General features: G+C 40.2%; 22 protein-coding genes and 2 tRNA genes. 21 read left to right on the top strand and 3 right to left on the bottom strand.

Annotated elements, in window-relative coordinates; genetic code table 11:
- The first annotated feature begins 9 nt into the window (after positions 1 to 9).
- The 21 genes from NSQ23_RS15780 (at position 10) to rlmH (ending at position 17,601) form a co-directional block, all read left to right on the top strand.
- The gene (locus NSQ23_RS15780) at positions 10 to 885 is read left to right on the top strand and encodes a mechanosensitive ion channel family protein (protein WP_339172133.1); all 876 of its coding nucleotides are present in this window, start codon (positions 10 to 12) and stop codon (positions 883 to 885) included.
- 20 nt (positions 886 to 905) lie between these two features.
- Positions 906 to 1,103, top strand: a complete 198-nt coding sequence (locus NSQ23_RS15775) for a DUF951 domain-containing protein (RefSeq protein WP_035019045.1) — start codon at positions 906 to 908, stop codon at positions 1,101 to 1,103.
- A 20-nt stretch (positions 1,104 to 1,123) separates the two neighbouring features.
- A complete protein-coding gene (ychF, locus tag NSQ23_RS15770) occupies positions 1,124 to 2,224 on the top strand; it encodes a redox-regulated ATPase YchF (RefSeq protein WP_004893236.1) in 1,101 nt (366 codons plus the stop codon).
- A gap of 104 nt (positions 2,225 to 2,328) precedes the next feature.
- On the top strand, positions 2,329 to 2,616 hold the full coding sequence (gene rpsF, locus NSQ23_RS15765) for a 30S ribosomal protein S6 (protein WP_009361077.1): 288 nt from the start codon (positions 2,329 to 2,331) through the stop codon (positions 2,614 to 2,616).
- A gap of 26 nt (positions 2,617 to 2,642) precedes the next feature.
- Positions 2,643 to 3,134 carry a single-stranded DNA-binding protein gene (gene ssb / locus NSQ23_RS15760; protein WP_339172129.1) on the top strand — a complete coding sequence of 164 codons (492 nt, stop codon included), beginning with the start codon at positions 2,643 to 2,645 and terminating at the stop codon, positions 3,132 to 3,134.
- A gap of 33 nt (positions 3,135 to 3,167) precedes the next feature.
- On the top strand, positions 3,168 to 3,404 hold the full coding sequence (gene rpsR / locus NSQ23_RS15755; protein ID WP_077429095.1) for a 30S ribosomal protein S18: 237 nt from the start codon (positions 3,168 to 3,170) through the stop codon (positions 3,402 to 3,404).
- A gap of 61 nt (positions 3,405 to 3,465) precedes the next feature.
- Positions 3,466 to 4,398 (top strand): YybS family protein, encoded by a 933-nt coding sequence (locus NSQ23_RS15750; protein ID WP_339172128.1) that lies wholly within the window; start codon positions 3,466 to 3,468, stop codon positions 4,396 to 4,398.
- Positions 4,399 to 4,419: 21 nt separating this feature from the next.
- Entirely contained in the window at positions 4,420 to 6,393 is a 1,974-nt protein-coding gene (locus tag NSQ23_RS15745) for a DHH family phosphoesterase (RefSeq protein ID WP_339172126.1), read from the top strand.
- Positions 6,390 to 6,839, top strand: coding sequence for a 50S ribosomal protein L9 (gene rplI / locus NSQ23_RS15740; protein WP_004893223.1), 450 nt, complete (start codon positions 6,390 to 6,392; stop codon positions 6,837 to 6,839). The genes NSQ23_RS15745 and rplI overlap by 4 nt, the downstream gene beginning before the upstream one ends.
- Before the next feature lie 76 nt (positions 6,840 to 6,915).
- Positions 6,916 to 8,280: a replicative DNA helicase gene (gene dnaB, locus NSQ23_RS15735; protein WP_004893221.1), complete on the top strand. Its 1,365-nt coding sequence runs from the start codon at positions 6,916 to 6,918 to the stop codon at positions 8,278 to 8,280.
- A 116-nt stretch (positions 8,281 to 8,396) separates the two neighbouring features.
- The gene (locus NSQ23_RS15730) at positions 8,397 to 9,683 is read left to right on the top strand and encodes an adenylosuccinate synthase (protein ID WP_339174466.1); all 1,287 of its coding nucleotides are present in this window, start codon (positions 8,397 to 8,399) and stop codon (positions 9,681 to 9,683) included.
- Positions 9,684 to 9,779: 96 nt separating this feature from the next.
- Positions 9,780 to 9,855, top strand: a tRNA-Asp gene (locus NSQ23_RS15725).
- 51 nt (positions 9,856 to 9,906) lie between these two features.
- Positions 9,907 to 9,979: transfer RNA gene (locus tag NSQ23_RS15720), tRNA-Phe, on the top strand.
- Positions 9,980 to 10,078: 99 nt separating this feature from the next.
- Positions 10,079 to 10,783 (top strand): response regulator YycF, encoded by a 705-nt coding sequence (yycF, locus tag NSQ23_RS15715; RefSeq protein WP_339172125.1) that lies wholly within the window; start codon positions 10,079 to 10,081, stop codon positions 10,781 to 10,783.
- A gap of 4 nt (positions 10,784 to 10,787) precedes the next feature.
- Positions 10,788 to 12,602 carry a cell wall metabolism sensor histidine kinase WalK gene (gene walK / locus NSQ23_RS15710; protein ID WP_339172123.1) on the top strand — a complete coding sequence of 605 codons (1,815 nt, stop codon included), beginning with the start codon at positions 10,788 to 10,790 and terminating at the stop codon, positions 12,600 to 12,602.
- A 5-nt stretch (positions 12,603 to 12,607) separates the two neighbouring features.
- Positions 12,608 to 13,936 carry a two-component system activity regulator YycH gene (yycH, locus tag NSQ23_RS15705; RefSeq protein ID WP_339172121.1) on the top strand — a complete coding sequence of 443 codons (1,329 nt, stop codon included), beginning with the start codon at positions 12,608 to 12,610 and terminating at the stop codon, positions 13,934 to 13,936.
- Positions 13,923 to 14,708: a two-component system regulatory protein YycI gene (gene yycI / locus NSQ23_RS15700; protein WP_339172119.1), complete on the top strand. Its 786-nt coding sequence runs from the start codon at positions 13,923 to 13,925 to the stop codon at positions 14,706 to 14,708. Before yycH ends, yycI begins: the two co-directional genes overlap by 14 nt.
- A 5-nt stretch (positions 14,709 to 14,713) precedes the next feature.
- Positions 14,714 to 15,502, top strand: coding sequence for an MBL fold metallo-hydrolase (locus tag NSQ23_RS15695; protein ID WP_339172117.1), 789 nt, complete (start codon positions 14,714 to 14,716; stop codon positions 15,500 to 15,502).
- Positions 15,503 to 15,619: 117 nt separating this feature from the next.
- A complete protein-coding gene (locus NSQ23_RS15690) occupies positions 15,620 to 16,828 on the top strand; it encodes a trypsin-like peptidase domain-containing protein (RefSeq protein WP_339172114.1) in 1,209 nt (402 codons plus the stop codon).
- 54 nt (positions 16,829 to 16,882) lie between these two features.
- Positions 16,883 to 17,038 carry a CxxH/CxxC protein gene (locus NSQ23_RS15685; RefSeq protein WP_077429104.1) on the top strand — a complete coding sequence of 52 codons (156 nt, stop codon included), beginning with the start codon at positions 16,883 to 16,885 and terminating at the stop codon, positions 17,036 to 17,038.
- Positions 17,039 to 17,121: 83 nt separating this feature from the next.
- Positions 17,122 to 17,601 (top strand): 23S rRNA (pseudouridine(1915)-N(3))-methyltransferase RlmH, encoded by a 480-nt coding sequence (gene rlmH, locus NSQ23_RS15680; RefSeq protein ID WP_339174463.1) that lies wholly within the window; start codon positions 17,122 to 17,124, stop codon positions 17,599 to 17,601.
- 25 nt (positions 17,602 to 17,626) lie between these two features.
- On the opposite strand, the gene NSQ23_RS15675 is transcribed toward rlmH, so the two are convergent.
- The 3 genes from NSQ23_RS15675 to NSQ23_RS15665 are packed head-to-tail and all read right to left on the bottom strand — an operon-like array spanning position 17,627 to position 20,270.
- The gene (locus NSQ23_RS15675) at positions 17,627 to 18,700 is read right to left on the bottom strand and encodes an ABC transporter substrate-binding protein (protein WP_339172112.1); all 1,074 of its coding nucleotides are present in this window, start codon (positions 18,698 to 18,700) and stop codon (positions 17,627 to 17,629) included.
- Positions 18,697 to 19,476, bottom strand: coding sequence for an ABC transporter permease (locus tag NSQ23_RS15670; RefSeq protein ID WP_339172110.1), 780 nt, complete (start codon positions 19,474 to 19,476; stop codon positions 18,697 to 18,699). Before NSQ23_RS15670 ends, NSQ23_RS15675 begins: the two co-directional genes overlap by 4 nt.
- Positions 19,473 to 20,270, bottom strand: coding sequence for an ABC transporter permease (locus NSQ23_RS15665; RefSeq protein ID WP_004893200.1), 798 nt, complete (start codon positions 20,268 to 20,270; stop codon positions 19,473 to 19,475). Before NSQ23_RS15665 ends, NSQ23_RS15670 begins: the two co-directional genes overlap by 4 nt.
- Position 20,271 lies beyond the last annotated feature (1 nt).

Below are 20,271 nucleotides of genomic sequence, written 5' to 3'. Positions count from 1 at the left end.
GTGGCTTGAATGGAGCAAACGAAAAAAATATATGACCGTATTGTTGAACAAATATTAGAAGGTGACTGGCTCGTCACAGTTGGTGTTAGCTTGTTTAAAATCATAGCGATTATTTTATTGGCTTCGATTTTATTAAAGGTTGTCAAATTAACAATTACGAAGTTTTTTGCTGTTCGGCAAAAAGCACCGATTCGCTTATCTGAACGAAGAGAAGCGACGTTGATGCGCTTATTAAACAATATTGCTACGTATACCATTTACTTTATTACGTTTGTGATGATTTTAGACGCTGTAGGCGTCGATATTCGTGCGATTTTAGCGGGAGCTGGAATCGTTGGATTGGCGGTTGGATTTGGGGCGCAAAACCTTGTTCGTGATATTATTACAGGATTTTTTATTATCCTTGAAGATCAGTTTGCCGTCGGAGATTATGTGCGCATCGGAACATTTGAAGGGCATGTTGAGGAAATCGGATTGCGCACAACGAAGTTAAAAAGTTTTACAGGTGAAGTGCATATTTTGCCGAATGGAACGATTACACAAGTGACGAACTTTTCTTTGAATAATAGTGTGGCAGTTGTCGATGTAAGTATTGCGTATGAAGGTGATTTAGAGCAGGCAGAGGCTGTTATTCGCGAAGTGTTAGAGGAAATGCCAAGTAAATATGAAGACATCGTCAGTCCACCAGAGTTGTTAGGAGTACAAAATTTAGGACCGTCTGAAGTGGTCATGCGCATTACATGCGAGACGAAGCCGATGCGTCATTGGCACATCGCACGTGCGTTGCGAAAAGAGATTAAGCTTCGCTTGGACGAGCGTGGAATTGAAATCCCGTTTCCTCGTTTAGTTCTCTATAGTCGCGAACAACAAGCGGAACGTGCTTAAACAACGGAAAGGAGTGTGCTATATTGAATAAGGAGTATGGCATGCATGATATCGTTGAAATGAAAAAGGAACATCCTTGCGGTACAAATCGCTGGAAAATTATTCGGATGGGTATGGATATTCGAATTAAGTGTGAAGGATGTGGCCATAGCGTATTGCTGCCGCGAAAAGAGTTTGAGAAAAAAATGAAAAAAGTGCTCATAAAGCACGAGGAATAGACGAAGAGAGGAGTTTCATTATGGGTTTAACAGCAGGAATTGTTGGTCTTCCGAACGTCGGAAAATCAACGTTATTTAATGCAATCACAAAAGCGGGCGCTGAGTCTGCAAACTATCCGTTTTGTACGATCGAACCAAACGTTGGCATTGTTGAAGTGCCAGATGAGCGTCTAAAAACATTGACGGAATTATTTAATCCAAAACGTACGGTTCCAACTGTATTTGAGTTTACGGATATCGCAGGAATCGTGAAAGGCGCAAGTAAAGGTGAAGGATTAGGAAATAAGTTTTTATCGCACATCCGCCAAGTTGATGCCATTTGTCAAGTTGTGCGATGCTTTGCTGACGAAAATATTACGCATGTGGCGGGGAAAGTAGACCCGATTGCTGACATTGAAACAATTAACTTAGAACTTATTTTTGCTGATTTAGAGACGGTAGATAAGCGGATAGATCGCGTTGGGAAAATGGCAAAACAAAAAGATAAAGAAGCAGTATTTGAATATGACATTTTAAGTCGCTTGAAAGAAACATTCGAAGCAGGAAAACCAGCTAGAACGCTTTCATTTACGGAGGAAGAAATGAAAGTCGTGAAGCAATTGCATTTATTAACGATCAAACCGATGTTATATGTCGCTAACGTCGGAGAAGAAGATTTAGCGGATCCGAACAGCAATGAGTACGTGCAACAAGTAAAAGCATTTGCGAAAGAAGATAATGCAGAAGTCATCGTTGTATGTGCTAAAGTTGAGGCGGAGATGGCGGAGTTAGATGATGAAGAAAAAGAGTTATTTTTACAAGAACTTGGCATTGAACAATCAGGATTAGACCAACTTATTCGTGCATCATACAGCTTGCTCGGGCTTGCTACGTACTTCACAGCGGGCGAACAAGAAGTGCGGGCATGGACGTTCCGGAAAGGAATGAAAGCACCGCAATGTGCGGGAATTATTCACTCTGATTTTGAACGAGGATTTATTCGTGCAGAAACGGTATCATATGACGATTTAGTTGCGGCAGGATCGATGGCGGCTGCGCGTGAAGCAGGAAAAGTACGACTAGAAGGAAAAGATTATGAAGTGCAAGATGGCGATATTATTCATTTCCGTTTTAACGTCTAATCTTGCATATGGACGACGTTCATGATATAATCATCAAATGTGAGTAATGATATATTGCTCCTTGCTCTGTAGAGAGCCGTGTAGACCAAAAGGAGGTGACTGTGATGAGAAAGTACGAAATTATGTACATTATCCGTCCAAACATGGAAGAAGAAGCGAGAAAAGCAGTTGTTGAGCGTTTTAATAACGTGTTAACTGAAAATGGCGCAGAAATTACAAACGTAAAAGAATGGGGCAAGCGTCGTCTCGCTTATGAAATTGAAAAATTCCGTGACGGTTACTACATGATCTTAAATGTTGTTGCGAAGCCAGCAGCGGTTCAAGAGTTTGACCGTTTAGCGCGCATCAGCGAAGATATTATTCGTCATATCGTCGTGAAGGAAGAAGAATAATTTCCTCATGAATAGGAGTGGTTCTGATGATTAATCGCGTAATTCTCGTCGGAAGACTGACGAAAGATCCGGAATTACGCTATACTCCAAATGGAGTTGCTGTTGCCACGTTTACGCTAGCGGTGAATCGAACGTATACGAACCAACAAGGTGAACGTGAAACAGATTTTATTAACTGTATCGTTTGGCGCCGACAAGCTGAAAATGTGGCGAACTATTTGAAAAAAGGTAGTTTAGCTGGAATAGAAGGTCGAATTCAAACGAGATCATATGAAAACCAAGAAGGAAAACGAGTGTACGTGACAGAGGTTGTCGCCGATAGCGTGCAGTTTTTAGAGCCGCGAGGTGGCGGTGAGCAACGTGGCATGGCATCAGGCAGCTATGGCGAGCCGTTTCCATTTGGATCAAATCAGAACCCGAACCAAGGACGTAACAGCGGATTTAGTCGAATTGATGATGATCCATTTGCGAACGATGGACAACCAATCGACATATCGGATGATGATTTGCCGTTTTAATATAATACTTGATCAATGAAAGGAGGATATACGATGGCAGGACGTAAAGGTGGACGCACAAAACGTCGTAAAGTTTGCTACTTTACAGCAAACGGAATTACGCACATCGACTACAAAGATGTGGACACATTAAAGAAATTCATTTCTGAGCGCGGTAAAATTTTACCTCGTCGCGTAACAGGTACGAGCGCGAAATATCAACGCAAATTAACAGTTGCGATCAAACGTGCTCGTCAAATGGCTTTATTACCATACGTTGCGGGCGAATAAAAAGAGAAAGCAGTAAGGGGGACGAAGCCTTACTGCTTTTTGTTTTCAAGGAGGGAAAAAAGTGAAAAACACACGCGTATTAACAGAAGGAGCGGTGCAACTTGCCATTTTTACAGTGCTCCTTTTACTTAGTTTATATATGCCGGTTTTTGGAATGGTCACTACGTTTTTTTTGGCGATCCCCTTTCTTTTATTTACGATGCGCCATACATATAAAAATGGCTTGCTTTTACTTGCTGCATCATTTGTCCCATCCATTTGGTTCGGTTCGTTTTTGTCTATTCCGATGACGTTTATGTTTGCAAGCAGCGGAGTTGCGATGGGGCATGTTTGGCGCAAAAAGGGTGAAAAATATGCTGTTTTACTTGTTGGCACACTTTCTTTTTTACTTAGTATGATTATAATTTATGCGGGCTCTGTTTTGTTTTTCGATATTCACATTGGCAAACAAATTGAAGAAATAATGCAACAATCATTTCAAAGTGCAAAAGCGGTGTTAGAGCAACTAGGACAGCCGGTAAATGAGCAGTTTGAAAAAACGATGAAACAAACGATGGACGTTGTCATCGATTTATTGCCGACTGCGTTCGTTTTCGCCGCTGCATGTTTTGCTTGGATTACTCAACAAGCTGCCTTACCTATTTTAAAACGCTTAAACATGCCGATCGGTAATTGGCAGCCGTTTCGCGAGCTCGTTTTACCGAAAAGTTTGTTATGGTACTATTTAGCGGTTATGCTTTTGTTATTTGTCCCAATCGAGCACGGTTCATTTCCTTATGTTGCGTTGCTTAATTTGTTTCAAGTTTTACAGCTACTTATGACCATTCAAGGATTTTCGTTCGTTTTTTATTGGATGCACCATAAAAAAATGGGGCGTAAAGGCGCTATTGCCATTGTCGTTCTATCGCTATTTTTCCCTTTTTTACTTCACCTCGTGCGAATATTAGGTATAATTGATTTAGGATTTGATTTGCGAAAGAGGTTAAAAGATTGATGACGCAAGGAGCTGACGTTCATGTCCAGTTTGTATGAAAAGCAGAGGCATCGCTATCCCTTGTATGTTTTAATCGGTATTACGTTTGTACTGCTTATCATTGTTACGTATTTTGAATGGATGATTGGGATAGTCGCTGCTGTGCTCCTTGGCCCTACGTTATTTCACGTATTTCGATCGTATAAAGTTGCTCAAGAGGAAATTGAAGATTACATTTCTACTCTCTCTTACCGGATAAAAAAAGTTGGGGAAGAAGCGTTAATGGGGATGCCAATTGGTATTATGCTCATTAACGATGAGTTAGAAATTGAATGGACGAACTCTTTTTTATCTTCTTGTTTCGGAGTGGATACGCTCGTTGGACAATCATTATATGATGTTGCTGAACAACTTGTTCCGCTTATAAAAACAGAGGCAACAGAAGAAGTCATTACATTTCGTGATCGAACGTTTAAAGTAATCATTCGTCGAGAAGAACGATTACTTTACTTTTTTGATATTACCGAGCAAGCACAATTAGAGCAAAAATATGAGCAGGAAAAAATCGTATTAGGTGTCATTTTCCTTGATAATTACGATGATGTGACGCAAGGGATGGATGATCAAACGAAAAGCCAACTCAATAGTCAAGTGACATCCATCTTAAATAGGTGGGCGAGCGAATATGGTCTATTTTTGAAACGGACATCGTCGGATCGATTTGTTGCTGTGTTAAACGAACATATTTTACAGCAACTCGAAAAAAATAAATTTTCTATTCTAGATGAAGTACGTGAACAGACGGCGAAAAACCATGTGCCGTTAACGCTAAGTATCGGAATAGGGACAAACTCCCCGTCTTTGCCAGAACTCGGTACGTTAGCACAGTCTAGTTTAGATTTAGCGCTTGGACGCGGTGGTGATCAAGTCGCGATTAAACAACCGAATGGAAAAGTAAAATTTTATGGTGGCAAAACGAATCCGATGGAGAAACGGACAAGGGTTCGAGCTCGCGTTATATCACATGCATTGAAGGAGCTCATTTTAGAAAGTGAACAAGTGTTTATTATGGGGCATAAATATCCTGATATGGATGCGATCGGTTCGGCGATCGGTATTTTAAAAGTGGCTCAAATGAATCAAAAAGAAGCGTTCATTGTGATTGATACAAACCGTATTGACTCTGGGGTCCAACGTTTGCTAGAAGAAGTGAAAAAGCAGACAGAACTCTGGTCGCGTTTTATTTCTCCCGAGCAAGCATTAGAGTTGGCGACAGAAGATACGTTGCTTGTTGTCGTAGATACGCATAAACCTTCGCTCGTTATAGAAGAACGGTTGTTGTTACGATTAGATCGGGTTGTTGTGATTGACCATCATCGTCGTGGCGAAGAGTTCATTGAAGATCCGATTCTCGTATATATGGAGCCATATGCTTCGTCTACATCAGAGCTCGTAACAGAATTGTTACAATATCAACCAAAGCGTTCAAAATTATCTATGCTCGAGGCAACAGCTTTGCTAGCAGGCATCGTTGTCGATACGAAAAGTTTCACATTACGCACAGGATCAAGAACGTTTGATGCAGCTTCATATTTACGCGCACAAGGGGCGGATACGACACTTGTCCAAAAACTGTTAAAAGAAAATATTGAGCATTACATTAAGCGTGCTAAAATAATTGAGAACGCTATCATTGATGAGCACGGGTTTGCGATTGCAAAGGGAAGCGCCAATGAAACATATGATCCCGTTTTAATTGCTCAAGCAGCGGATACGCTATTATCTCTAAATGGTGTTGTCGCTTCGTTTGTTATTTCGAAGCGAAACGATCAAATGATCGGAATTAGTGCCCGTTCGTTAGGAGATGTGAATGTGCAGTTAATTATGGAAAAACTTGATGGTGGTGGTCATCTCACGAATGCGGCCACTCAGCTTGCCAATATTACAATCGATGAAGCAGAAAAGCGATTGAAGGAAGCCATTCGAGAATATATTGCAGGAGGTAAGGACACATGAAAGTGATCTTTTTAAAAGATGTGAAAGGAAAAGGAAAAAAAGGGGAAGTAAAAAACGTTGCTGATGGTTATGCGCAAAACTTTTTATTTAAACAAGGATTAGCGGTCGAGGCAACCCCAGCCAACTTAAAAGCATTAGAAGCGCAAAAAAATAAACAAAAGAAAGAAGCGGAAGAAGAGTTAGCGCGAGCGAAGCAACTGAAAGAAAAAATTGATACGTTAACCGTCGCATTGTTTGCGAAAGCTGGTGAAGGTGGTCGTCTATTCGGTTCAATTACGAGCAAGCAAATTGCGGAGGCGCTTCAGCAACAACATGATATTAAAATTGATAAACGAAAAATTGAATTAGATGACGCCATTCGAGCGCTTGGCTATACAAATGTACCAATTAAACTTCATCCAGAAGTAACTGCTACATTAAAAGTACATGTACAAGAGCAAAAGTAATGAAATGTGATTTTATGCCGGATTTTTTCCGTGCATATAATCACATTTTTCTTATGAGAAAGGACGGTGAGCGTACATGACCGACATATTTGCTGATCGACTCCCCCCACAAAATATCGAAGCTGAACAAGCTGTGCTCGGAGCGATTTTACTAGAGCCATCCGCGCTCACAACCGCTTCAGAAATATTAATTCCCGAAGATTTTTATCGAGCGGCACATCAAAAAATTTTCCGAACGATGTTACAACTATCTGATCGTGGCGAGCCCGTTGATTTAGTGACGGTTACATCGGAACTAGCAGATGCAAATGCGCTTGAAGAAGTAGGAGGTGTGTCATATTTAACAGAACTTGCCAATTCCGTTCCAACAGCGGCGAATGTGCACTATTATGCAAAAATTGTAGAAGAAAAATCCATTTTGCGCCGTTTAATTCGCACGGCTACATCGATTGCTCAAGACGGTTATACGCGTGAAGATGAAGTCGAAGATGTGTTAAATGAAGCTGAACGTAAAATTTTAGAAGTATCGCAACGAAAAAATACGACGGGATTTCAAAATATAAAAGATGTGCTTGTTCAAGCGTATGACAACATCGAAATGCTTCATAACCGAAAAGGTGAGATCACGGGAATTCCAACAGGTTTTATTGAACTTGATCGAATGACAGCAGGATTTCAACGAAGCGATTTTATTATTGTTGCTGCTCGTCCGTCTGTCGGGAAAACAGCGTTTGCATTAAATATTGCCCAAAATGTGGCGACACGTACAGGTGAGAACGTGGCCATTTTCAGCTTAGAAATGGGAGCACAACAGCTTGTGATGCGTATGCTTTGTGCAGAAGGAAACATTAATGCGCAAAACTTGCGGACCGGCAAACTTACGCCAGAAGATTGGGGAAAGTTGACGATGGCGATGGGAAGTCTTTCGAATGCTGGTATTTTTATTGACGATACGCCGAACATTCGTGTTAGTGAAATTCGTGCCAAATGCCGTCGCTTAAAACAAGAACAAGGACTTGGTATGATATTGATCGACTACTTGCAGCTCATTCAAGGAAGTGGACGCAATCGTGAAAATCGTCAACAAGAAGTATCGGAAATTTCCCGCTCGCTAAAAGCGCTAGCTCGTGAATTAGATGTTCCTGTTATCGCTTTATCTCAGCTTTCGCGTAGCGTGGAGCAACGTCAAGATAAGCGACCGATGATGTCTGACTTGCGCGAATCGGGAAGTATTGAACAAGACGCGGATATTGTTGCTTTTTTATATCGTGATGATTATTACGACAAAGAATCAGAAAACAAAAACATTATCGAAATTATTATTGCGAAACAACGGAACGGTCCTGTTGGTACTGTACAACTTGCTTTTGTAAAAGAGTACAACAAGTTTGTCAACTTAGAGCGCCGCTTCGATGATGCAAACGTTCCACCGGGAGCGTAATGTATACGAATAAAAATAACATATAACTATATAAATGTTCGGTTTTTTTGTTGATTTTTCATAGTTGATTTGGTACACTTACTATGTTTGGAATTGATGAAGCGGAGGTGCTCGCTATGTCTTCAGTTGTTGTTGTTGGAACACAATGGGGCGATGAGGGAAAAGGAAAGATTACAGACTTTTTATCACAGTATGCAGAAGTGATTGCGCGATATCAAGGTGGAAATAACGCCGGACATACGATTGTATTTAACGGCGAAAAGTATAAATTACATTTAATCCCTTCTGGTATTTTTTATAAAGATAAAATTTGTGTGATTGGAAATGGAATGGTTGTCGATCCGAAAGCGCTCGTGCAAGAATTAGCGTATTTGCATGAGCGTGGTGTAAGCACAGACAATTTACGCATTAGCAACCGTGCGCACGTCATTTTGCCTTATCATTTAAAGCTAGATGAAGTAGAAGAAGAGAGAAAAGGGGCTAATAAAATTGGGACGACGAAAAAAGGCATTGGCCCTGCTTATATGGACAAAGCTGCGCGTGTCGGCATTCGCATTGCGGATTTGCTTGATCGCGAAGTGTTTGAAGAAAAGTTAGCTCGTAACTTAGCTGAGAAAAATGTGCTTTTTGAAAAAGTGTACGGTGTAGAAGGGTTTCAGTTAGAACACATTCTTGATGAATATTACGAATACGGACAGCAAATTGCCAAATATGTTTGTGACACATCTGTCGTATTAAACGATGCACTTGATGAAGGACGCCGTGTTTTATTTGAAGGTGCTCAAGGCGTTATGTTAGATATCGACCAAGGTACGTACCCATTTGTTACGTCGTCAAATCCTGTTGCTGGTGGGGTTACCATTGGGGCTGGTGTTGGCCCGACAAAAATTAAACATGTTGTAGGAGTAGCGAAAGCATATACAACACGTGTTGGTGACGGTCCGTTTCCAACAGAGTTAAACAACGAAATTGGTGATCGTATTCGTGAAGTAGGTCGTGAATACGGAACGACAACCGGGCGTCCACGCCGTGTCGGTTGGTTTGATAGCGTCGTTGTTCGTCATGCGCGTCGTGTTAGTGGAATTACAGATTTATCATTAAACTCGATCGACGTGTTAACAGGTATTGAAACGTTGAAAATTTGTGTTGCTTATCGTTACAAAGGACAAATCATAGAGGAGTTTCCGGCGAGTTTGAAAGTATTAGCGGAATGTGAGCCGGTATATGAAGAATTGCCGGGATGGACGGAAGATATTACGGGTGTAAAAAGTTTAGACGAGCTTCCAGCTAATGCACGTCGTTATGTTGAGCGCATTTCGCAATTAACGGGTATTCCGCTTTCGATTTTCTCGGTCGGACCAGACCGCTCTCAAACGAATGTTGTCCGCAACGTATATGCATAAGAAAAACGTCGATGACTCGTTCGTCGGCGTTTTTTTAAAAAAACTATTGTCTTATTACTAATTATATAATAGAATAATAGATGTCTGTTGAAATACGGTTCCGTGGTGTAGGGGTTAACATGCCTGCCTGTCACGCAGGAGATCGCGGGTTCGAATCCCGTCGGAACCGCCATTTTTATTGAAATAGCAATGCGATAAAAATTGGGATGTTAGTTATACATATGGCTCGGTAGCTCAGTCGGTAGAGCAAAGGACTGAAAATCCTTGTGTCGGCGGTTCGATTCCGTCCCGAGCCACTTGCAAGCATAGATACGTATATGTGTCTATGCTTTTTTGTTTTATAATGGTGACATGGTACACTATATGTAAATATGCCTTTGGGGGAGTGAACGTACATGGAAAAAAAAATTTTAGTTGTCGACGATGAAAAGCCAATTGCTGATATTTTGCAATTTAATTTAAGAAAAGAAGGGTACGGCGTACATTGTGCATATGACGGTGTAGAAGCGCTGCAAAAAGTAGAAGACATTCAACCGGATTTAATTTTATTAGATATTATGCTACCTCAAAAAGATGGCATGGAAGTATGTCGTGAAATTCGTAAAAAATACGATATGCCTATTATTATGCTAACAGCAAAGGACTCTGAAATAGATAAAGTGCTTGGGCTAGAACTTGGCGCAGACGATTACGTGACGAAACCATTTAGCACACGCGAGCTGTTAGCGCGCGTCAAAGCGAATTTACGTCGCCACCAACAAAGACAAGAACAAGATGTAAAAGAAATGAGCGAAATAAAAATTGGTCCGCTCACGATTCACCCAGATGCTTACACGGTATCGAAACGAGGAGAACAAATTGAGTTAACCCATCGAGAATTTGAACTACTTCACTATTTAGCAAAGCATATCGGACAAGTGATGACGCGCGAACATTTACTGCAAACGGTATGGGGATATGACTATTTTGGCGATGTGCGTACCGTGGATGTCACCGTTCGACGTTTGCGTGAAAAAATCGAAGATAACCCTTCACACCCGACATGGATTGTAACAAGACGAGGGGTCGGGTATTACTTACGAAATCCGGAACAGGAGTAACCGCATGAGAAAAGTGAGCATATTTCAATCGATTCGTGTGAAATTTGCCTTGATTTACATTTTACTTATTTTAATTGCGATGCAAATTATTGGGGCTTATTTTGTACGTCAGTTGGAAGCGCAGCTTGTTGAAAACTTTAAAAATTCATTAAACGAGCGCGTTATTTTACTTGCTTATAACATTGAACAAGAAATGAACAAAGAGCGCGATAAAAAAAGTCCAACGATCGAAGAAGAAATTCGTTCTATTTTACAAGACTTCGTTTCACAAGATATTTCCGAAGTGCGCGTCATTGATCATAAAAGTAAAGTGTTAGGGACATCAAACCCATATAATCAAAATATTGTCGGAAAGCGCACGACGGACTTATTAATTAAACGAACGTTAGTGGCCGGTGAAATGACAGAAAAAATGCTCGTTGACCCGAAAACAGGACATCGGATGTACATTTCCTCTACACCTATTAAAGTGAAAAACGAAATTAAAGGCGCAATTTATGTCATCGCCTCGATGGAAAATGTTTTCGCACAAATGAGGCAAATTAATAACATTTTAGCGACAGGAACGAGCATTGCTTTAGTCATTACGGCGTTATTAGGCATTTTATTAGCACAGACAATTACACGACCAATTTCAGATATGCGTAAACAAGCATTGGCAATGGCAAAAGGTAATTTTTCTCGAAAAGTAAAAGTGTATGGATACGATGAAATTGGACAACTCGCGCTTAGCTTTAACAACTTAACGAAAAAATTGCAAGAAGCGCAAGCGACGACAGAAGGAGAGCGACGTAAATTAGAATCGGTATTAACGCATATGACAGATGGGGTTATTGCAACAGACCGAAAAGGACGAATCATTTTAATTAACGATGCCGCCCTCAACATTTTAAATGTTTCACGTGAAACAGTGCTTTCAGCACCGATTGTGACGGTATTAGGATTAGATGAACAATATACGTTCGAAACGTTAATTGAAGAACGTGAAACGTTAATTTTAGACTTTAGTACGGACGACGAAATGTATATTTTGCGTGCTTCTTTATCTGTCATTCAAAAAGAAAAAGGGCTTGTGAATGGCTTAATTGTCGTACTGCATGACATTACAGAGCATGAAAAAATTGACCGTGATCGTCGCGAGTTTGTAGCCAATGTGTCCCATGAATTGCGAACGCCGTTAACAACGATGCGCAGTTATTTAGAGGCACTGGCGGACGGAGCGTGGCGAGATGAAGAAATTGCTCCGAGATTTATTGAAGTGACACAAAACGAAACAGAACGAATGATTCGTCTCGTTAATGATTTGTTACAGCTTTCTAAGCTCGACAGTAAAGACTATAAATTGAAAAAAACACGTGTACATTTTATTCCATATTTCCATAAAGTCATTGATCGATTTGAATTAACAAAAAAAGAAAATGTTTCGTTTGTTCGTGACTTTCCAGATGAAAAAATTATTGTTCATATGGATGAAGATAAAATTACCCAAGTGCTTGATAATATTATTTCGAACGCGCTTAAATACTCGCCACAAGGCGGAACAATTACGTTTCGTGTTGAAAAAGTAGAAGATTACATTCAAGTAAGTGTGAAAGATGAAGGAGTCGGTATTCCGAAATCCGATTTATCGAAAATTTTTGAGCGTTTTTATCGTGTCGACAAGGCACGTTCGCGTAAGCTCGGCGGAACAGGATTAGGTCTTGCGATTGCAAAAGAGGTTGTCGTTGCACATGGTGGGCGTATTTGGGCAGAAAGTCAAGAAAGAAAAGGGACAACCATTTACTTTACTTTGCCGATTGAACAACAGAAAAAAGGATGAAAACGATGAAATACGAAACGATCAAGTCAATTGTATTGACGATTCTTGTATGTACGAGCGTTTTTTTAACGTGGAGTTTATGGACGTATCAACCGAAATATGATTTCATCGAAAACGCAAAATACATTCAAAATGTTCCTGTCAGTAATGTCGCCGTTGATTATGGCACAGTCATTCAGCCTCGTTATATTTTCATTCATAAAAATGAACAACATTATGGGATAACACATCATTCGGACATTTATAAATTTATGAAAGAGATGAAAAATTGGACATTCGATCATTTCGAAAACATATCAAGCACGATAAAGAAAGAACAATTTCTTTCCTTTATCCGTGGAAAAGGAAAAATTGAAATTATTTATCCCGATGACATACCGATTGAAATGTATCGAACGATGTTTCAGTTTGAAGATCAAGATGTCGAAAAAGTTCAGTTCGATCGCATCATCATTCCGATGAATGAAAACGAAGGAGAGGTGACTGTCTATTTCGTATCTGTCAATGAAAAGCGTATATATAAAGCGGTTGTTCAAGATGCAGCAATCGAAAATTTGAAACAAACATATTATGCGCGGGCAGAACGTTATACCCCGTTTTTATCTTATGACATTAGCGAAACAAAATCGTTGTTTTTACCAGCGCGTCCGCTCGTATTAAACCGATTGCAATATTATATGGATGAGTTAAGTACAGATCGTTTTAAAGATGCATTATTTACAGACCCAAGTTTTGTGAAAAAAGATGTACTCGATTTTGGCGAGGAATACACAGATGGATCACGCTTAATGGACGTTGATTTATCTAAAAAATTACTGTTGTACGTCAATCCAGCAGCTCGTGGTGAAACACAAACGTTTGACCCAACTATTTTGCAAAAAAGTATTGATTTTGTGAACGATCATGGCGGTTGGACAGACACGTATTATTTTGATCGCTTAGACGAAAACGGGAGAAAAGTAACTTTTCGTTTGTTCGCCAATGGCTACCCTGTATTTAATCGTTACGGAATGGCGGAAATTGTGCAAGTATGGGGGGAAAACGAGATTATAAATTACCAACGTCCGTTATTCACATTAGCGATTCCCGACCGCGTGAGTTTGCCAATTACACTTTCGTCTGGATATGAAGTCATCGATCAGTTGAAAAAACAAAAAAATATTCAACATGAATTTATTGACGACATTTCAATTGGCTACGAACTTGTTCGCGATTCAGAGCGAGAAAATATCGTCGTTTTAGAACCATCTTGGTACTGTTTGTATAACGGAACGTGGCGGAAAATTGTGATGACGACAGATGAACGAAGAGGGGATATCATTGGATTGGAGTAAAACGAAAACCATTTTTATTATTACATTCCTCATTCTTGATATATTTTTAGGTTATCAATTTATCCAGAAAAAAAATAGTAGCCAGCTTGATGTCATTTTAGAAGCGACAATCGAAGAACAGCTCGAAGCGGATGGCATTACATATGTCGATTTACCAAAAGAGATCACAAAATCGACATATGTGAGTGGGAAAAGTAAAACATTCACAGAAGATGAAGTGAAAAAATTAACGAACCAACAAGTCGAAGCTGCAAATGAAACGGTGTTACAAGCCCACTTTATTCAGCCTGTTCCGCTACAAGATCCAAAGGATGGTTATCGCTTAACAGAGTTTTTAAAACAAAATATCATTGCAGGTGATCAATATACGTTTTGGAAATATGATGAGCATTTACAAGCGCTCATTTATTTTCAGCAATATGACGGAAAAACAATTTATAAAAATGTGAGCAGTATGTTACTTATTTATGTGAACGACAAAAATGAGATGGTCGGTTATGAACAAACATTGCTCATCGACTTAGAAAAGGATGAGAAAAAGCAAGAAATTTTACCAGCGATTAAAGCGTTAGAAACGTTGTATAAACGAAATTACTTAAAGCCGGGTGATCGCGTAACGAAAATTGATCTTGGCTATTATGCACTTGTCCAATTTACTGCTTCGCAAGTATTAACACCGACGTGGCACGTTGTTGTGAACGGAAAAACGGACTATTATGTCAACGCCTTTGAAGGACAAGTCATTAGCGATGAAAATAAAGTGTTGGAGTGAATTAGATGAAGTTTAGTGTTTTAGCAAGCGGCAGCACAGGCAATGCTTTTTACGTAGAAACGAAACAAGAACGATTGCTTGTTGATGCTGGATTAAGCGGGAAACAATTAGAAAAACTATTTGCCGACATTGATCGTCATATTGAAGAGATAACCGGTGTTTTAGTAACGCATGAACATAGTGACCATATTAAAGGACTAGGTGTGATCGCCCGTAAGTATTGCCTTCCGATTTATGCGAATGAAAAAACGTGGAGAGCGATGGAAGGTCTTATTGGTGATATCCCATCTGAACAAAAATTTATTTTTCCGACAGGTTCTGTTCGTACGTTTGGAGATTTGGATGTGGAATCGTTCGGTGTGTCTCACGATGCTGCAGAGCCGATGTTTTATGTGTTTCATTATGAAGGAAAAAAGTTAGCTCTCATTACAGATACAGGATATGTGAGTGAACGCGTGAAAGGTGTCATTCGGCATGCCGATGTATTTGTATTTGAAAGTAACCATGATGTAGAAATGTTACGTATGGGAAAATATCCTTGGAACATTAAACGGCGTATTTTAAGCGATGTTGGGCATGTATCGAATGAAGACGCAGGTCTCGCTCTAGCAGATGTCATTGGTGACAAAACAAAGCGCATTTATTTAGCGCATTTAAGCCAAGATAACAATATGAAAGAATTAGCACGCATGACGGTCGCTCAGACGCTTGAAAGAAAAGGGATCATTGTAGGGGAATCTTTTCAACTGTACGATACAGATCCGGCTCGTCCAACGGAGCTTATTTCTGTATAAATTTCATCGTTTTTTCACCAATATATTGTATGTATATCATTAGATTAGGTAGTTAGGAAAAAAGAGTATTATAATGAAAAAGGGAGCAACATGTTATAAAGAAAGGACGGGTGAAAGATGGGTTATTATGATGATCATTATGAACATATTCGTCAAAAACAAAAAGGCAATCGTGGAGGCGCTTTTTTAGCAGGGATAGTCGGGGCCATTTTAGGCGGTATGCTTGTCGTTGTCGCTATCCCTTCACTAGTGAAATGGGATGTCTTGCCTTATGAGCTCGAACAAACGGAAGAAAAACAAGTGACTGTAACAGAGCAACCAAAAGTAGATAAAAGTGTAGCTGTCGATGTTGTGACTCAAGTAACAAAAGCGGTGAATAGAGTATCGGATGCTGTTGTTGGCATTGTCAATATTCAAGAGGCGAGCTTTTGGTCGGAAGGTGGAGAAGCGGGAACTGGTTCGGGAGTCATTTATAAAAAAGAAGGAAACAAAGCATATATTGTTACCAACCATCACGTCGTTGAAGGAGCAAGTCGTTTGGAAGTGAGCTTAAGCGACGGAACAAAGGTGCCAGCGCGATTGCTTGGGAGCGATGTGTGGACGGATTTAGCTGTATTAGAAATCGATGCGAAACATGTCACAAACGTAGCTGAATTTGGCAACTCCGACGTCGTAAAAGTAGGAGAACCGGTCATTGCGGTCGGAAACCCACTTGGCTTGCAATTTGCAGGTTCTGTGACACAAGGAATTATTTCTGGCGTAAATCGTACAATCCCAATTGATATTGATCAAGACGGTATTCCGGATTGGCATGCAGAAGTACTACAAACAGACGCTGCCATTAACCCAGGAAACAGTGGGGGCGCACTCGTAAATATCGAAGGTCAAGTCATTGGAATCAACTCGATGAAAATTGCCCAAGAAGCTGTGGAAGGAATCGGATTATCGATACCGATTAACTATGCCAAACCAATTATTGCGGATTTAGAGAAGTTTGGACAAGTTCGTCGTCCGTATATGGGCGTAGAATTGCGCTCGTTAAGTGATATTCCAGCCTATCATTGGCAACAGACACTTCATTTGCCTCCTAACGTCACGGAAGGAGTAGCTATTTTACAAGTCGTACCGGGATCACCAGCTGCCCAAGCTGGTTTGCGTGAATTTGATGTCATTGTGGCATTAGATGACGAAAAAATTGCCGATGTGATCGAGTTAAGAAAACATTTATATAATCGCAAACAAATTGGTGATACGATGAAAGTGACATTTTATCGCGATGGTAAAAAGAAAACAGTCACATTGAAATTAGCAAAACAGTCGTTATAATGAAACGACAGGGAATTCCCTGTCGTTTCATTCATGAATAAGGAGTGATGCATTGTGTGGAAATGTTGTGAACAACATGTTGAACTCGCTATTGATATGTATGTGGATGAAAAACAACAAGCACCAGAAATATCAACAACACCTGTGGATAAAAAAGAAGAATTATGCGATTTTTGTAAACAACGAGCTACATATATAGTAGGGAACTAATGTTTTTACACAATATGTGGATTTGTGTTGTGGATATGTGGATAAATATTGTGGATATCATGTTTGTAAAGTGGGGATCACTTGTGAATATATACATTATTGCTGTGGGTAAACTGAAAGAAAAATATTTAAAACAAGGGATTGAAGAATATACGAAACGATTATCAGCCTATGCGAAAATAGACATCATTGAAGTAGCGGATGAAAAAGCGCCAGAACAGTTAAGTGAACAACAAATGGAGCTCGTCAAAAAGAAAGAAGGCGAGCGTATTTTAGCAAAAGTGACGGATGACATGCATGTGATCGCCTTAGCGATTGAAGGAAAAATGATGTCTTCGGAACAATTTGCCCAAACGCTCGATCGATTGGCGACATACGGAAACAGTAAAATTGCCTTTGTCATCGGCGGTTCGCTCGGCTTAAGTGATGACGTCACGAAACGAGCAAACGAATCGCTTTCGTTTTCAAAAATGACGTTCCCACATCAGCTTATGCGCCTCATTTTAACGGAGCAAATTTATCGCGCCTTCCGCATTAATCGCGGTGAACCGTATCATAAGTAAAGAGGATAGCTTTTCTGCTATCCCCTCACTTGCGATGCATTTTAAACTGTAAAAACAATTCATTGTAATACGCAAGCATGCTTTTACCGAGGTTTTCATATACTTCAAGCTTATCAGCAAGTTGTTCGCTCGGATAAAAACGTTCGTCTTCAACGATCTCTTTCGGCAAGTATTCAAGCGCTTTTTTATTTGGTGTCGAGTAGCCGACGTATTCGGCATTTTGGGCAGCGTTTTTCGGATCAAGCATAAAGTTGATAAATTGATGAGCACCTTCAATGTTTTTCGCTGTCTTTGGAATGACCATATTATCAAACCATAAATTTGTTCCTTCTTTTGGGATGACATAATCAAGCCGTTCGTTTTCCCACATGATTTCTGCCGCATCCCCTGACCAAACGATACCGATCGCTGCTTCTTCATTTGCAAGAAGCATTTTAATTTCGTCGCCGACAATCGCTTTTACGTTTGGCGTTAGCTTATCGAGTTTTTGTTTTGCTTGTTGTAAATGAGCCTTGTTCGTATCATTCAGGGAATAATGCAAACTATTTAGCGCCATGCCCATAATTTCGCGTGCGCCATCGACAAGCAAAATTTGATTTTTAAACGCCGGATCCCATAAATCGTTCCAACTTGTAATTTCTTTTCCACCAAGTAGTGCGCGGTTATAGACGATGCCGACTGTTCCCCAAAAGTAAGGAATGGAATATTCATTGCCCGGATCGAATGACAAGTTCAAAAAACGCTCATCAATATAGCGTAAGTTTGGGATTTTCGAATGATCGATCGGCAACAATAACCCTTCCTCTTTCATTTTGCTGATGGCGTATTCTGACGGCACAGCGACATCAAATGTCGCACCACCTTGGGAAATTTTTGTCATCATTGCTTCGTTTGAATCAAACGTTTGGTAAATGACTTTTAATCCGGTTTCTTTTTCAAATTTTTTAATGAGCGCAGGATCAATATAATCGCCCCAGTTATAAATCGTTAACGTGTTGTTTCCTCCATACCCTTCGGATGATTCGATCGTTTTTGTCACATAAAGCAAACTAAAAGCAATGAGCCAAACAAGCAAAAAAAGCGACAGTACTTTTTTCATTTTTTTCCCCCCTTTACGCTAGCACGTTGTGTCATTATGTAATACACAACGACGAGGAAAAGCGTAAATAAGAAAAGAAGGGTAGATAAAGCGTTAACGGATAAAGAAATCCCTTGGCGTGCACGTGAATAAATTTCGACAGATAATGTTGAGAAACCATTTCCTGTTACGAAAAACGTAACCGCAAAATCATCGAGTGAATATGTGAGCGCCATGAAAAAGCCAGCGAAAATGCCTGGTGTAATGTATGGGAGAACGACTCTCGTCAATACGTTCCATTCGTTTGCCCCTAAGTCGCGTGCTGCGTCAATTAATGTTGGGCTCATTTCTTGTAGCTTCGGTAATACCATTAACACGACAATCGGAATGCTGAAAGCAATATGTGACAATAAGACGGACGTAAATCCGAGTTGAATGCCAGCAATCGTAAACAAGATGAGAAACGATGCCCCGATAATGACGTCAGGGCTGACAATTAAGATGTTATTTAACGTAAGCAACGTTTGTTTCCAACGATGCTTCGCATAGTAAATGGCGATCGCTCCGAAAACGCCAATGATTGTCGCAAGCGATGACGATAATAAGGCGATAATAATCGTATGCAAAACGATAATAAGCAAGCGTGTATCAGCAAATACTTCCTTATACCAGTCAAGCGTAAATGATTCAAAATGATGCATCGTTCCGCCGCTGTTGAACGAGTAGTAAATTAAATAAAAAATGGGCATGTATAACACGAAAAACACAAACGCTAAATAGAGGCGAGAAACTTTCATTGTCTCACCCCCCATTTTTTATTTCCTGTTAAAGCCATGATGCCGGCCATGGCAATCATTAAAAAGACAGCGATTGTCGCACCCATTCCCCAGTTTTGCGTCACGAGAAAATGCTGCTCGACAGCGGTGCCGAGCGTAATGACGCGGTTTCCAGCGATTAATCGCGTCAACATAAAGAGCGAGAGCGACGGAATGAACACTGCTTGACAGCCTGCTTTCACGCCATCAAGCGTAAGCGGAAAAATGACGCGACGAAATGTCGTCCATTCGCTTGCTCCTAAGTCGCGCGCTGCATCGATCAAAGAAGGGTTTAATTTTTCAAGCGCATTAAAAATCGGCAAAATCATAAATGGGATAAAAATATAAACAGATACAAAAACAAAACTAAAGTCCGTAAACAATAGTTGTTTCGTTCCAATTCCAATCGCTTCAAATAGTGCATTGACTGCCCCATACGTGCCAAACAAACCGAGAAAGGCGTATGCCTTCAACAATAAATTGACCCATGTCGGTAAAATAATAAGCAATAACCATAGCTGCTTATGCTTCGTTTTCGTTAACAAATAGGCAGTCGGATAAGCGATAAGAAGTGAGCATGCTGTAATTAAAAATGCATACCAAAACGAATTTAATGTCATTCGTAAATAAACTGGCGTAAAAAAAGTTTGATAATTGACGAGCGAGAAATGTCCTTCGATATCGAAGAACGAATAGTACACAATAAGAATAATCGGCGCAATGACGAACAAACCGATCCATAACCAATACGGGATGGCATAAGCGTAGCGGCGCATG

Origin of the sequence: Anoxybacillus sp. FSL W8-1294, from assembly GCF_037965005.1 — a bacterium.
In the GTDB taxonomy this organism is placed as follows: Bacteria; Bacillota; Bacilli; order Bacillales; family Anoxybacillaceae; genus Anoxybacillus; species Anoxybacillus flavithermus_G.
This window is presented reverse-complemented; position numbering and strand designations above follow the sequence as displayed.